At 54.7% G+C, this 14,610-nt stretch carries 14 protein-coding genes; 10 read left to right on the top strand and 4 right to left on the bottom strand.

All coding sequences use genetic code 11. From position 1 onward, the window contains the following. Positions 1-3 precede the first annotated feature (3 nt). Positions 4-477, bottom strand: a complete 474-nt coding sequence (locus tag ACXAF0_RS14740; protein WP_475346610.1) for a VOC family protein — start codon at positions 475-477, stop codon at positions 4-6. 124 nt (positions 478-601) lie between these two features. On the opposite strand from ACXAF0_RS14740, the gene ACXAF0_RS14735 reads away from it, so the two are divergent. The 4 genes from ACXAF0_RS14735 to ACXAF0_RS14720 all read left to right on the top strand — a co-directional run bounded on the left by ACXAF0_RS14735 (position 602) and on the right by ACXAF0_RS14720 (position 4,515). Continuing rightward, positions 602-1,306 carry a helix-turn-helix transcriptional regulator gene (locus ACXAF0_RS14735; protein WP_475346609.1) on the top strand — a complete coding sequence of 235 codons (705 nt, stop codon included), beginning with the start codon at positions 602-604 and terminating at the stop codon, positions 1,304-1,306. After that, positions 1,290-1,682: a TfoX/Sxy family protein gene (locus tag ACXAF0_RS14730; protein WP_475346608.1), complete on the top strand. Its 393-nt coding sequence runs from the start codon at positions 1,290-1,292 to the stop codon at positions 1,680-1,682. The genes ACXAF0_RS14735 and ACXAF0_RS14730 overlap by 17 nt, the downstream gene beginning before the upstream one ends. Positions 1,683-1,793: 111 nt before the next feature. Further along, complete coding sequence (locus ACXAF0_RS14725) at positions 1,794-3,743, top strand: putative bifunctional diguanylate cyclase/phosphodiesterase (RefSeq protein WP_475346607.1); 1,950 nt, start codon at positions 1,794-1,796, stop codon at positions 3,741-3,743. A gap of 160 nt (positions 3,744-3,903) precedes the next feature. Then, positions 3,904-4,515, top strand: a complete 612-nt coding sequence (locus tag ACXAF0_RS14720) for a hypothetical protein (protein WP_475346606.1) — start codon at positions 3,904-3,906, stop codon at positions 4,513-4,515. A 10-nt stretch (positions 4,516-4,525) separates the two neighbouring features. Here the strand turns inward: ACXAF0_RS14720 and ACXAF0_RS14715 are convergent, their stop codons facing one another. Both ACXAF0_RS14715 and ACXAF0_RS14710 read right to left on the bottom strand, forming a co-directional pair. Beyond that, positions 4,526-6,598, bottom strand: a complete 2,073-nt coding sequence (locus ACXAF0_RS14715; protein ID WP_475346605.1) for a SpoIIE family protein phosphatase — start codon at positions 6,596-6,598, stop codon at positions 4,526-4,528. A 3-nt stretch (positions 6,599-6,601) separates the two neighbouring features. Continuing rightward, on the bottom strand, positions 6,602-6,907 hold the full coding sequence (locus ACXAF0_RS14710; RefSeq protein WP_475346604.1) for an STAS domain-containing protein: 306 nt from the start codon (positions 6,905-6,907) through the stop codon (positions 6,602-6,604). Between the two features lie 181 nt (positions 6,908-7,088). Here ACXAF0_RS14710 and ACXAF0_RS14705 point away from each other — a divergent pair, with 181 nt between their 5' ends. After that, positions 7,089-8,699: a sigma-54-dependent transcriptional regulator gene (locus tag ACXAF0_RS14705; RefSeq protein ID WP_475346603.1), complete on the top strand. Its 1,611-nt coding sequence runs from the start codon at positions 7,089-7,091 to the stop codon at positions 8,697-8,699. 18 nt (positions 8,700-8,717) lie between these two features. Here ACXAF0_RS14705 and cobD read toward each other — a convergent pair whose 3' ends face one another. Then, positions 8,718-9,797 carry a threonine-phosphate decarboxylase CobD gene (cobD, locus tag ACXAF0_RS14700; protein WP_475346602.1) on the bottom strand — a complete coding sequence of 360 codons (1,080 nt, stop codon included), beginning with the start codon at positions 9,795-9,797 and terminating at the stop codon, positions 8,718-8,720. A gap of 126 nt (positions 9,798-9,923) precedes the next feature. On the opposite strand from cobD, the gene ACXAF0_RS14695 reads away from it, so the two are divergent. From ACXAF0_RS14695 to ACXAF0_RS14675, 5 genes are all read left to right on the top strand, one after another. Next, positions 9,924-10,814, top strand: a complete 891-nt coding sequence (locus tag ACXAF0_RS14695) for a phytanoyl-CoA dioxygenase family protein (RefSeq protein ID WP_475346601.1) — start codon at positions 9,924-9,926, stop codon at positions 10,812-10,814. A gap of 89 nt (positions 10,815-10,903) precedes the next feature. Then, entirely contained in the window at positions 10,904-11,245 is a 342-nt protein-coding gene (locus ACXAF0_RS14690; RefSeq protein ID WP_475346600.1) for an Hpt domain-containing protein, read from the top strand. Positions 11,246-11,479: 234 nt separating this feature from the next. After that, on the top strand, positions 11,480-11,680 hold the full coding sequence (locus tag ACXAF0_RS14685) for a hypothetical protein (RefSeq protein ID WP_475346599.1): 201 nt from the start codon (positions 11,480-11,482) through the stop codon (positions 11,678-11,680). Between the two features lie 250 nt (positions 11,681-11,930). After that, positions 11,931-13,058 (top strand): ABC transporter substrate-binding protein, encoded by a 1,128-nt coding sequence (locus ACXAF0_RS14680; RefSeq protein ID WP_475346598.1) that lies wholly within the window; start codon positions 11,931-11,933, stop codon positions 13,056-13,058. 81 nt (positions 13,059-13,139) lie between these two features. Further along, the gene (locus ACXAF0_RS14675; RefSeq protein WP_475346597.1) at positions 13,140-14,579 is read left to right on the top strand and encodes a GGDEF domain-containing protein; all 1,440 of its coding nucleotides are present in this window, start codon (positions 13,140-13,142) and stop codon (positions 14,577-14,579) included. The last annotated feature ends 31 nt before the right edge of the window (positions 14,580-14,610 follow it).

Below are 14,610 nucleotides of genomic sequence, written 5' to 3'. Positions count from 1 at the left end.
GATTTAAGGTGCGTGGGGGGCTTTGGGGCGCAAGGGTGATCCGGCGATTGCGCTTTCGCCGGTTTCCTTGAACTGCTGGGCAAATTCCGGGGAAAGTTCGGCGGTCGGGCTTGCGATATCGATACGCACGCCATTGGGGTCAAGTAACGCAAAGTGGCGCTGTCCCCAGGGTTCATCACGAAGGTCGACCGCGAATTCGAAACCGGCTTCACGCAGCTCATCGGCCGCATCACGGGCTTCTTCGACTTCCAGGGTCAGAACAGTGCCTTCACCGATGGTGGCGGATTGGAAGATGGCCTGTTGGCTTTCATGGCCGGGTGTCATCAGGCCAAGTTGAACGGAGGGTGCGGATGGCCAGACAAGCTGGCAATACCAGTCACCGTCAAAGACCGGGGTGAAGCCAAGCTTTTTGTAAAAGGCGCGGCTTTGGGTGAATTTTTCAGTGATGATAATCTGAAAGGCGTTGGTCACTTTCATCGTCATGCTCCTGACGTTGGGGGTAAATCCTGTCCCGATTTCGACATGGTTACACATCCCTCCTGACAGGAGCCTGTCAGGAGCGGTATGATAATTTTCGGGGCAGGATGACGAAGGAGTGACCATGAGACGGGCCGACCGACTATTTCGCCTTGTACAAATCTTGCGCCGCCGGAAACTGTGCCGCGCATGTGACCTGGCCGAGGAACTGGAAGTTTCCGAACGCACCATTTACCGCGATATTCGCGACCTTGCCGCATCGGGTGTCCCGGTCGAGGGGGAGGCGGGCGTTGGCTATATCCTGCGCGATGGCTATGACCTGCCGCCCTTGATGTTTGATGCCGATGAGATCGAGGCACTTGTTGTTGCCGCGCGTATGGTTCAAAGCTGGACCGATCCGCAAATGGCGCGTGCGGCGGGCGATGCCCTGACCAAGATCGAGGCGGTCCTGCCGGAGAAAATCCGGGGGCTGGTTGGGGGTGTTCCGATTGCGGTGGCCGAAATTGCCCAGGAGCCGATTGCCATTTCGATGCCTGACCTCAGGCGTGCCATTCGCGAACGGTTTCTGATTGAAATCGACTACACCGATGCAAAGGGCGACAATACCCGTCGTCGGGTCTGGCCACTTGGCATGCTGTTTTTTGGCAGTACGTGGCTTCTGGCCAGTTGGTGCGAATTGCGCGAAGCCTTTCGTGTCTTTCGTGCAGACCGCATTGAGCATATGGATATCTCGACCGCGCGGTTTCGCCCGGTTCCGGGGCGGTCGTTGCGTGATTATCTGATTTCCGAAGGTGTCGAAGGCGAAATACTCAATGGCATCGGTCGATAACGAATTCGTTCAGATGGTCTCAGAACTTCTGGCACCGCTTGGCACCATTCGCCCAAGGCGGATGTTTGGCGGCTTCGGGCTTTATTGTGACGGGCTGTTCTTTGCGCTGGTGTTTGATGATGTCCTCTACCTCAAGGGCGACACTCAGACACAAGCAGCTTATGACGCCATCGGAATGGTGCGGTTTGTCGTCCCATCGCAGAAGGATCCCCACACGATTGCCTATTTCGCAGCACCCGGTGAATGGCTTGATGATGAGGATCAGCTTCTTGAATTTGCCCATATGGCGCTGGGGGCGGCCGGTCGGGCACATGCCGCAAAGAACAGACCGAAAAAGAAGGTGCGAAAACAGTCATCTGCGGCAAAGAAGACCTAGAAATTTCATAACAAGAAGATCTTTATGTGCCGTGCACAATCAGGGATGTCCCCTCGGCAAAATCTGTGTAATATTTTTTGCATGACACAGAATGCATTAGGTCTCTGAAACGTGGCAGCCGGTAGTTGGTGGCAAGGGATTGCCGACACGCTTAAAATTCGAACGGACAAGCCCGAGCTGGTGCGTGCGCAGGTTAATGCCCTGTCGCGTCAAATTCCCGTCCTTTACATGCTGCTTCTGGCCAATGCGGTGGCACTTGCCTACACCCATTATGGCTCCGCCCCGGACTGGATGACGATCCATGCCGTGATCGTTCTCGGCGCCATTTGTATCTTTCGCGCCATTGCCTGGGACCGGGCGCGGGTCGATGTTGATAATGTCGAGGCCTGTATAAAGCATCTCAAGCGGATCCGGGTGCTGGCCGTGATGATTGCGGTGCTGTTTACGGCTTGGGCCATTACCATGTTTGGCTATGGCGATGCGTTTCAGCGCGGCCATGTCGCCTATTTCATCTCGATCACGGTTGTCGGCTGTATCTTCTGTCTGGTGAACTTCCCGCCGGCCGCCATGTTGGTGGTGGCCATCGTGCTGGGCACTTTTGTGGTCTTTTTCGGATCAAGCGGCAACGAGGTCTATGTCGCAATTGCGGTGAATATGGCGCTGGTTTCCCTGATGATCATTCAGATCATCCGAAGCTTCTATGCCAATTTCTCGGGGCTGATTGAAACCCAGAATGATCTGGAAGCCCAGCACAAGGCGATGATTGATCTGTTGCGCCAGAACGAGGCGCTTGCGCTGATTGATCCGCTGACGGGCCTTTCCAACCGGCGTGCGTTCTTTACCACCCTCGAAGATACGCTGAATGCTGCCAGGGAGAACGAGACCTTTGCTGTTGCAATGATTGATCTCGATGGCTTCAAACCGGTCAATGATGTGCATGGGCATCCGTCCGGTGATGAGCTTTTGCAGCAGGCGGGAAGACGTCTGCGCAATATCCTTGGTCCGGACATGCTTTTGGCCCGCCTGGGGGGGGATGAGTTCGGCTTGCTGGTCAAGGGGTATGGCGATCCGCTGACCCTGATGGCGCTCGGCAAGAAGTTGTGTGATGACCTTAATCGTCCCTTCTTGCTCAATGGTGTGACGGTTCAGGTTTCGGCATCGCTTGGCCTTGCGACCTATCCGACTGTGGCCCGCACCCCGAATGGTCTTTTTGAGCGTGCCGACTTTGCGCTTTATCACGCCAAAAAGAATGCGCGCGGCGAGGCGGTTCTGTTCGCCGCCCATCATGAAACCCTGATCCGCCATGATTCCCAGATCGAACAGGCGCTGCGCAAGGCCGACCTTTCAAGTGAGCTCAGCCTGCATTATCAGCCGATTTTTGACATCCAGTCGGGTGAGGTCAGCTCGCTTGAGGCGCTGGCACGCTGGGACAGTGTTCTGATGGGGCAGGTATCCCCGGGGACGTTTTTCCCGGTTGCCGAAAAGACCGGCCAGGTTAGCTTCCTGACGCGGGTTCTGTTTGAAAAACTGATGGTCGATATGCGGGACTGGCCGGCAAAGCTGCCGGTTTCGTTTAACCTGTCGGCGCGTGATATTGTGCTATCAGACACCGTCGAATGGCTGATCGACGAGATCAGGAAACACGATATCCATCCGGGAAGGCTGACCTTCGAGGTCACCGAAACCGCATTCCTGCGCGATTTTGAAGCCGCACGTACCAGCATCCGCTATTTGCGCGAACATGGTGCTCGCATTGCGCTTGATGATTTCGGTATCGGTTATTCCAGTCTGCGCTATGTCCATGAGCTGGAGTTTGATGCGCTCAAGGTCGATCGCAGCTTTGTCTCCCCCGTGCCGCACAACGAACGCAGTCGCCGGATCGTCAAGACCGTGATCGATATGTGCCAGAACCTTGGCATTGATTGCGTGCTTGAAGGGATTGAAAGCGATAGCCAGCGTGATGTTCTGACCACATTGGGCGGACGGTTGATGCAGGGCTATTTCTTTGCCCGTCCGAACCGCGAAGTCAGACTTGAATCCCTTGATGGCGGGCTTAGGTAGTAAAGGCATCTGCGTGCGCTGAGGTGCCAAACCGCAAAAGCTGCGACTCGGTTAATATTCCCGCAACCAGATGACAGTACTCTGTTCGAAGACGGATCGATATCCCAGCCATTTGGCGTGATTATCGGTTCCGATTTTTGGCGGGAACGGGGCCTTGACCATGTCGTCGCAGACAGAGACTTTGCAAACATCCGCAATGGCCATCGCGGCCGAGATTGATCTTGCCCCTGAAATCCGTGCCCGTCTGCGCAATCTGATCGACAGTCTTCCTGACCAGCCGGCCCGTCTTCGTGTTTTGGGGCATGTCTTGCTTGATCTTGGCTTGTCCGAATTGGCGCTGAACGCGTTTGGTCGGGCGTTGCTGATTGATGATCTCGATGGGGCGACGCATTTGGGCCTGACCCGGGTGTATATTCAAACCGGCCGTCGTGGCCTTGGCCTTGAACATCTTGAAATCGCGATCAGCCTGCGCCCCGATGTCCGGGAATTGCGGGTGTTGGCGGCTGACATGCTTGGCTGTCGCGATAAAATGCGTGCCCTGGATCAGCTTGGCGCGGTACTGGCGTCTGAACCGGATCATACCGGCGCGCGCAGGGGGCTGGCCAATCTTGTTCGGGCAGCCATCGCAAGCCGTCTTCAGGCCGGTTCGAAAGATACCGTCTCCAAGGAATTCGGCATGCCCCTTGATCGTACGCAGGTGTCGTGGGGGGATATCGAACCGTTCGGTGATCTGGTGCAGTCTTGTGTTGGTCCGGCGCGCTACGTTTTCTGAAAAACGGTCTTTAGCGCTCTCCGCTTGCCGCCGGGATCATGGCGGACTGCAACGAGACGATCGTGAAATCATCATCAAGGTTTGCAGGTGCCCGGTCCATGAACTGATCGGCGATCTGTGCTGCCAGATCAATGTCGCTGCCGCCTTCGAGCACGGTTTCTTGCAGCATCGAAAGCAAGCCTTCCTCACACAGGAACTGCCCGTTATCAAGTGTGGTTTCAATCAGGGCATCACTGTAAAGCAGCAGGAAGCTGTTCTTGTCGAACGGCACTTCACGGGTTTCGTAACGGGCATCGCGGATTACACCCAGCGGAACACCCGACCCGTCCAGATAGCGCGCATCACCGGTGATACTGTTGCCCAAAACAGGCGACGTACAGGCGGCACTGGCATAGGTGAACACGTTCTTTTGCTGATCAATGATGCCATAAAGCATGGTCGCATACTGGCCAACCGGAAGAAGCCCCTTAAGGCGACGGTTCAGGGCCTGCAGATAGGTGTCTGGGGTTTGATCATCGAACTGTTCCGACCAGATCAGGGAATGCAGGCGGAATGTGTTTAACGCGGCACCAAGCCCATGCCCGGCGAAATCGACGATATAGACGCCCAAGCGGTGGGCATCAATGGGCACCAGTCCCCACATGTCACCGCCCAGTTCCGAGGACATCTGGAAGGTCGCGCTGATGCGCATGCCATAATCCATCCCGACACCGCGATAATGTTCGGGCGCAGGATTGAGGTTTTCCTGCATGTTGCGGGCAAGCTCAAGCTCGGACTGGGTGCGTTCCTGATAGGCTTGAAGCTTTTGAACCAGAAGCCGGTTTTCAAGGTGGATCTTGGTGCGTGCGATCAGCTCGGCCTTGTTTAGGGGCTTCAGGATCAAATCGGTGGCCCCGTCATCGAAAATGCGGGTGCGGCCTTCGTTTTCTTCTAGCGCAGTCTGGGCAATGATCGGCGTTTTGGCATAGGCCGGATCGGCGCGCACCGCCTTGCAGACCGCATAGCCGTCCAGTTTGGGCATGATGATATCAAGAATGATCAGATCGGGATTGTGCACCTTGATCTGGGCAAGGGCATCTTCGCCATCCTTGGCAAAGACCAGATTGGTAAACCCGTCCGCACGCAAATAGGACGCAATGATTTCGCGTGACAACATGGTGTCATCCGCGATTAATATGGTCGCATTTTGCGGGATGCGCAGTCCGGTGTCTGCTGATGTTGTCAGGCGATGTTCAAGGTCGGACAGGAACGAGGCTTCGGGTGACAATTTCGCGGACTGGTCGTCATCAAATGTCAGTTCAATGCTGCGTCCGTCGCGCAGGAAATTGACCGATTGGCAAAGACTTCGGATCAGGGGCAAACCCCTGCCAAAGGTGCTGTCCTTGCGGGTGATATCAAGGGTCGCCTTTTCATCAGGCGGGGTGAAGCCCTGACCCTGATCGCTGATGGTGACGGCGACCTGACCATTTTTGCGCCGACGCGCTGTCAGGATAATGGCACGTGAACCGTGGCGACTTGAGGCCAGACGTCGCTCGGTTTCCTCGCCAAGTTCCTTGAAGCGGTCCATGGATAAATGGCCACCCGTGTCGAGTCCAATATTGCCATGCACCAACGAGTTGGCAAAGGCTTCCTGAACGGCCATCTCGACAGAGGATGCGATGCTGTCGCCGATCAATCCGCGATGGCGCAGGCTGGTGACAAACTTCCGCGCCACCGGAAGGTGATAGGCACTACGGGTGGAAAGGCACACCAGAAGGTCATGTTTAGGGCGCGATTTTTTGCCAGAAAGCGGCGCAAGGTCATCCAGATCAAGTTCCGGGAAACATTCGATAAATGTTTCGCAGTTCAGGCGGATCAGGCCACCAAGCCAGTCGCGGCCGACCATCGGTGGCAGGATGCACACGGAAAAATGACGTTGATTGGAAAAGTCCTCGGGCGTCTGACCAGACACATATTTGATGGAAACGTCGTCTGGCTGTTGCCAGATGTTCGGGCTGAGAACAAGCTGATTGGCGTCTTCCTGCGCAACTGATTGCGCAACGGCGATCAGATGCTTTGCATGGGCCTCACCGCCTGCCGGCATGGGTCAGTCTTCCAGCCGGAACAGGGTGTCAAAGCGGGCAACTTCAAGCATGCGTTTGACTTGCCCCTGCGCACCACGCAAGACGACAGTGGTGTTGGTCTTTTCGCCTTCGTCACGCGCAAGCAGCAGCATGCCAAGACCGGCAGAATCAATGAAATCGACACCGGAAATATTCAGGACAAGGGTGGATGATTCATGACCACGGACTTCTTCGATCAGTTTGCGAAAACTCGAATGGTCCCCAAATGTAAAGCGACCTGTCACTTCAACTGTCGTGGCGCCATCGGCGAATTCTGTCTTGTAGTTCAAGTCCGGACTCCCTCAAAGCGAGTAATCAGGGCCAAAACCCTGATAAAGGCTATACTTTTCTTAACATTGATATGATTGTGTATGGTTTGGGCGGTGACTGCAACAAATGTTAGTAGTTGTGGGATGAGCAACATTGTCGGTATGCTTACCCACAGTGGTATATCGGGATACGAACAAGAAAATGCCAGAGCAGGCACGCATTGTAATTGTTGAAGATACACTTTCGCTGGCGCGCGTGTATCAGGATTACCTGCGTGCGGATGGCCATTTTGTCGATCATGTCGTCAGTGGCACCGACGCCATTGAACGTTTGCGTCAGGACCCGCCGGATGTCGTTGTTCTGGACTTGATTTTGCCCGATATGGATGGCCGCGAAGTTCTGCGTGCCTCTGCCCAGATTGCACCCGGGTGCAAGATCGTTGTCATCACCGCGCACGGATCGATCAATGTCGCGGTTGAAGCGATGCGCGAAGGTGCCTGGGATTTCCTGTTAAAGCCCTTTACCGCCGATAAACTGCGCGAAACGGTGACCAAGGCCGTCAAGGGTGGGCCATCACTTCAGGCTGCGCCAGAGGCAGACCCGCAAGATGCCGATACCGACGAGATGTATTTTGACATCATCGGCGGGTCGGAAAACATGCGCGATATTTACCGCATTATTGAAAATGCCGCGCCGAGCAGAGCCACCGTCTTTATCACCGGTGAATCCGGTACGGGTAAGGAATTGGCGGCAGAGGCAATCCATCGCCGGTCGGAACGCACGAGAGATCCCTTCATTCCGCTAAACTGCGGTGCCATTCCCAAAGACCTGATGGAAAGCGAGATTTTCGGTCACGTCAAAGGGGCGTTTACCGGTGCGGTTTCCGACCGCGAAGGGGCTGCACACCGTGCTGATGGCGGTACGCTGTTCCTTGATGAAATCTGTGAAATGGACCTTGATCTGCAGACCAAGCTTCTGCGGTTCATTCAAACCGGATCCTTCCAGAAGGTGGGTGGCAGCTCGATTGAAACGGTTGATGTGCGCTTTGTCTGTGCGACAAACCGCGATCCGCTTGAAGAAGTTCGGTCTGGCAGGTTCCGCGAAGACCTTTATTATCGCCTGCACGTTATTCCGCTGCACATGCCGCCCTTGCGCGACCGTGACAATGATATCTTGCAGATCGCGAATTTCTATCTGCAGCGCTTCACGCGCGAAGAAGGGCGCGATTTCGAACGCTTCAGTCCCGAAGTATCTGCCCTGTTTGCGCGCTATTCCTGGCCGGGCAATATTCGACAGCTGCAAAACATCATCCGAAATATTGTTGTCCTGAATAACGGGACAGAGGTCACGCTTTCAATGGTGCCGCGACCGGTCAATAGCGGGTCCGAAGGCGATCAATTCGGATCAGGCACGATTGAGGCGCCGCCACCACACCCCGTTGTTTCAAACGAGCCTGGCGGTCCCGGACGCCTGTGGGAAGGCGACCCGGAGGCACTTGCTTTCCTGGCTGGCGCGCGACAGATGCGCAAGGTTGTTGAAAACCATCATTCCGAGCGGAGCAATCAACTGCTTGGCGCAAGTGTTGGGATAAGCGCCGGCACCGATGAAGCCACCGCTTTGTCGCCACCACCATTTGCGCCCGCCAGCAAAACCTTTGGCGAGATCAAGCCGCTGTGGCAGGTCGAAAAACAAGCGATTGAAGAGGCAATAGAACGCTGCGGCGGGTCTATTCCACGTGCAGCCGATGCGCTGGGTGTCAGTCCGTCTACGATTTACCGCAAAAAGCAGTCTTGGGAAGAAAACCAGGACTAGGGCACCTGGGTCATCGGGTTAGCGCCAGTTTGCCATGGCATCTTCAAGGCGCTTCCAATCGGTATCCGTTCCCGGAAGGCCGAAGCGGATCTTGTTCGCATCATGATCAAACAGCCTTACCAAAATCCCGCGACGCGCAAGATGATCAGCCAGGGCGACACAATCTGCGCCATCGTAATAGCGAAATAGATCCGTGCCCCCGCAAAGAACCAATGCACTGTTTTCAGTAACGAGCTGATCAAGTCGCAGGGCATCAGAACTTAGGCGAGCCCGCGTTGTTTCTTGCCAATCCCGATCCAGAAGGGCCTCTGTTCCAACCGCAAGTGTCGGGCCCGGAATGGCCCACGGACCAATGCGGTTTTCAAGATCAGTTGCAAGGTCATGTGCCATCACCGCACAGCCAAGACGGGCGCCTGCCAGTCCGAAAAATTTGCCAAACGATCGAAGGACAATCGTGGTTGGCAATTGATCAATATCGGGACAGATCGACTGGTCTGGTTGGCAATCCATAAAGGCCTCATCAACCACAAGCCAGCAATTCCGGGTCGCTGCGAGTTTCCCTAGTTTAACGATATCCCGTGGCGCAAAGTGCCCGCCGTCCGGGTTATTCGGATTTACCAGAACGACGACCGTTCCGGCATCTGCAGCGCTTAATATCGCCTTCGCCTGTTCACAGCGGTCATTGGGACGGGTTTGATGGTTCTCGACGGGAAAACCGGCCCGAAGCCAGCACCGCTCATGCTCGCCATATGTCGGGCCCATGATGTGTACGCGTGTTGGTGTGCTCCGGTCTTTTAACCAGAACGGAATGGACTGGATGAGGGCCTGTGTGCCCGGTGCACCGACAATGTGTTTGGTCGTCGGTGTCTGATAGCAAACTTTGGCGGCCTGCTTGAGCGCATCAAGCTCTGCGGCCAGCGGCAGTCGTTGCCAATGTGCCGGATCGATGTCGCCAACCGGGTAGGCAATCGGATTGATACCCGTCGATAAATCCAACCAATCCCTTGCGGGAATGCCGTATTGCTGAGCGGCCCGATCAACGGCGCCACCATGATTGATCGGTGTTTGATGCTTGGACGGTGTTGTGTCGTTTGTCATGTCGGGTGCCAAGCCTGATCCTGATTGCCATCGAGTGCGCGTTGTCGCCGGCGACACTTTTCCGCGCTTGCCATCAAACAATGTGCTGCGTATCGTCCGGCCATCCTCAATACCGGACATTTTCCCATGATCACACCCCAAAATGCCGTCGACATTCAAGTTTGGCAGAAGCTTAATCCGCATCTTTCGATTTCAGGAGATGGTGGATCAACGGGCGATGTTGCTGAAATCGGTACCGATAAAGGTGGTTTTGACGGAGGGGCGCTGTCAGATCGGTTTTGGGATGAGGGGTATTTTCTGATCCACGATGTTTTGCCAGAAGATGATCTGGCGAAACTGCGGGTCGGGATCGAGACACTGGTTGCAAACGACCTGTCGCCCGCGCTGATCTATTTATATGACGAAGCATGGGATGTTTTTCGTCGGTTGCGTCCGTTGCTCAGTCATTTTTTGGGCGATCGTATCGCACTTTTACCGCATTTCTGGGCGTGGCACGTTGATCCGCAAGCTGATGGAAGCGGCTGGCCTCCCCATCGTGATTATCAGGGCGAGAGTGTGATAGGTGATGACATGCTGATCAGCCTCTCACTGTGGGTGCCGCTTAGCAGCGCGACGCCGGATAATGGCTGCATGCATGTTTTGCCGCGAAACTTTGAAAAGAGATATCCAGCACCAGTGTCCAAGCCCGCTGATGTGCCGTTACAGGATGTGCGCGCACTTCCGGCACAACCTGGGGCGGTTATGGGTTGGCGACAGGATCTTTATCATTGGGGCGGACGGGCAAGTCCGTATGCAAGCGCGCCACGGATCAGCCTGTCGCTTGAATTTCAGAATGCAGCATTTGATCCGCTTGCCAATGAATTGTTGGCACTGGATAGTCCCCCGGCTTTCTTGCAACGTCTGGCCTTGATTGTAGCCCAGTTTGACAAATATCGTCATATGCAGACGATGGATGCCCAGACCTTGCATTGGGCGCAAGAAGTGGCAAAGGCGTGCTCGACCGTGGCCCGTGGTTAAGTCCCCCAAGGATTGCTATTGTCTGACGAACTTGAGAAACACCGTGCGCGCAGAGATGATATCCTTGGCAGCACGAGAAAGGTGTGCAGATGGAATTGATTGATACCGCCCGGTTTGACGAGTTGTGTGACGCCCTTGGCAAGGATCAGGTTTTGCTTCTGGTGAACTTGCTACCTGCATCGTACGAGGAAGAACGCACACGCCTTGTGGAGGCCGCGGATGCCAAAAACCAAGACGGTATTCACCGCTCTGGGCATGCGATCAAGGGTATGGCAAGAAACATGGCCGCCGCCCGGCTTGCCGAAGAGGCACTGGCACTTGAAAGCTTTGACGGTGATTTTGGCGATCCGCTTGATGATCGGATCAAGGGGCTTGATCAGACTGTGAGTGAAACGTTTGTCGCCATGCAGGAACTCCTGGGGAGCAAATAGCCCACAGGCGTCTGGTTTGGTGGTCGGAACCACAATCGGGCAATTGGTCAGATGCTGCTCGCCCGGAAATTTTCCATTTTTGCTCAGTTTGTTAGGTCTGATGGCGGTGAAAAATGTCGTCAGGCAATAGAAAATGCCGCAATTCCCCCTACATGAAATGTGGAAACACTCCAATTCAGTGACACAGAGTAAACTACCAAGACTGCTTGTGTCCGTCCCACAAAGGAGGCAAGAGTGGCGAGCTATAAGAAACTCTCTGGAGAGACTGATCCAAAAACTTCCGCACGTCGGCTGCGTACCGCGCCAACATATGACAAGTGGCGCCGTGATGACCTGTATCATCTGGCCGCGCAAAAGGGGATCAAGAACCGGGCAAACATGTCGAACGAGGAACTTGTCGCGGCTTTGCGACAGGTGCCGTCAGGCGCGGGATGAACGCCGGATCATTTATCTTGATACTGTAAAGTACCGGTTTCAATTCGGACACCAATTTTGTATATAATTGTATATTAACATCTGTCGAAAGGCGGGGCGCACCTGACAATTGATTTGGGATTACCGAGGCTATCGTCGCGCTTGAAAGAGACAGCGTTCACGGTTTTTAATGCGCCTTGAGATGACAGATGCCAACGCAGATCGTTTCAGCGGTCGTGTCGGTGAATGGAAACAAAAACGGGAACCCGGTTTGAAGCCCCACGCCGTGCTTTTTCTTTTGGGACTGATTGCGTTTCTGGCGGTGCCAGCACAAGCACAAACGACGTCGTCTGATGGTACAGACGCGCCGGTACGCATTGCCTTCATCAATCCTGGATATGGAGATCGCGGCTTCTGGAAAGATGTCCGCGGTACCATGCAGGCGGCAGCCGATCAGTTCGGGTATGAGCTGATCGTTTTTAACAGCGACCGCGACAGCAATATGATGATCGAGAGTGCGCAGAAGGTTTTTGCCCTTGATCCCGCCCCCGATTACATCATTGCCGTGAATGAGCATCAGCAAGGAACCCGGATTGTTCTTGAAGCAGAAGAACGGGGCATTCCGGTGATCATGTTGCTCAATGATCTGACCGATGCGCAAAAAGCGGCCCACGGGCAACCGGGCAAAGATTTTGACCACTGGATCCTGTCACTGACGCCTGACAACGAACGTGCCGGATACGACATTGCTAAATCGCTGATCGACGGTGCATCACTTGGAAGCGACAGTCGTCAACCCGGACCTTTGTGCCTGATCTCGATTGCAGGGGATCGCAAGACCCCGGCGTCTCTTCAGCGACTGCAAGGATTGGATCATGCGTTGAGCCGGTTCCCGCTTCTTAAGGAACAGCGCCGTCTGGTGGCCAATTGGTCCTATGATGAGGCATACCGTCAAATCGAAAACTGGTTGGATCGTGGTGGATGCGTCGATGCCATCTGGGCTGCCAATGACGATATCGCACTCGGTGCAATGGCTGCGCTTGAAAAGGCGGGACGAAAGCCGGGCAAAGATGTCTTTGTTGGCGGGCTTAACTGGTCACCCGATGGGCTTCGCAAAGTCGCGGAAGGCCAGATGACCATGACCCATGGCGGGCATTTCTTTGCTGGTGCGTGGGCAATCGTATTGCTTCATGATTATATACAAGGTGTTGAATTTCTGTCCCGTCATCCCGAAATCTCATTCAGGATGGAGGCCATCACGCGCGAAAATATATCCTATTTCGTGGATGTTCTCGGCAGCCGGGATTGGAATAGTCTCGATTTTAATGATTTTAGTATTGCCAACTTACCGCCCGGCACGGAGTATAACTTTGCGTTGCATCCCGGAGATGGCGATTAGCAACAACAGGCGCCAGCCCCGGTAACCCCCTTCAGGAAGACGAGGTCGATACGCTTGGCGGGACAGTCTGATGGAAAGCAAATGGATGCTCTTGCCAGCTTGAAACTGGGCAGCACAATCGCCGCCCGTCAGTTGAAATATACGCTTTGTCTCGCCATTGTGCTTGGCCTTGTAATTGTCGCTATCCGGGGATACCAAGACTATAAATGGCTTGAAGGCGTCTATCAGCAGGGCAATCAGCGTATCGTTTCTTCAAGTGTGCCCGTCGCAACCCAGGTGCTGGCCAAACACGACCGGGAGCTTGCCGATGTGATGGCGCGCGGCATGCTCAATAATCGCTCGATTGCGGGTGTGACGCTGACCAATGCCCAGGATGGCATTTTCTTTGAACTCAAACGTCCGGCGGGTGAAATACCGACCTCTCGCTGGGCCGAGAAGATGTTTGGTGGCTTGCAAACCATCACGGTTCCGGTTCGTGATCCAGATAGAAAACCTGTTACCACCATTGGCGAAATGGTGATCGATCTCAATCCGCAGGTTTACGTAAATGCCTACATGACCCGCTTGTTGTGGTCATTTCTCGCGACCATGGTTCTTGCCGCAGTGATGGCCATGTGTTTCGCCAGCATGAGCTATTATGTGTTTTCGCGTCCTGTGATCCGCCTTGGCAATTATATCGTCAATTCCAACCCGACCGATGACAGTAGAACACTGATCATGCCCCCGTATCATCGTCACGATGATGAGGTGCAGTTGCTGGGTTCGGTAACGGTTGGGCTTTTCGCAACCATCCGCCAACAACTTGCGGAATTGCGTAAGGCGCGTGACGAACTGCAGAACGCGAACGTCACGTTGGAGCATCGTGTCGCGCAGCGCACCGAAGAATTGAACGCAGCGATGCGAAAGCTTGCGGTAATTGCATCGACAGATCCGCTGACGGAACTGCCAAACCGGCGCGCTTATCTCGCCAGACTTGAAGAATCCATTTCAATCTGGCGACGTCGCGATACGCCGGTATCGGTCATTCTGCTTGATATTGACCGATTCAAGGCCCTGAACGACACCTACGGCCATCAGGCTGGTGATGCGGTTCTGGTCGCACTTGCCGAGACACTTCGAAAAACGTTGCGCACAATTGATATTCCGGCGCGGATGGGCGGTGAAGAATTTGCAGTCCTTCTGCCGGGCGAGGAACTTGAAGGAGCGATGATCCTTGCAGAACGCCTGCGTCAGAAACTCGAAGCCAACAGTGTCGATTTTGGCGGCAGCAAGCTTTCCTTCACATCAAGCTTTGGCGTGTCAGGCTTACCATCAAAAGAAGGGATGGCTGCATTTGAACCTGATGTCGCAAAGCAGTTCGAGATGCTCAGAAACGCCGAACAGGCAGATGTATCGGGAATACTTTACTCGCTGGCAGACCGCGCGCTTTATGAGGTCAAGGAGACCGGGCGAAACCGTTGCAAGTTGGCCGATTTCAAAACACTTTCCGAGTTTAAAGACCTGTTTCCTTTCGATGCGTGATCGGAAAACCGACGGGTGTTACGACGCAGCT

This window comes from Thalassospira sp. ABD4_177 (assembly GCF_056160125.1).
This window is presented reverse-complemented; position numbering and strand designations above follow the sequence as displayed.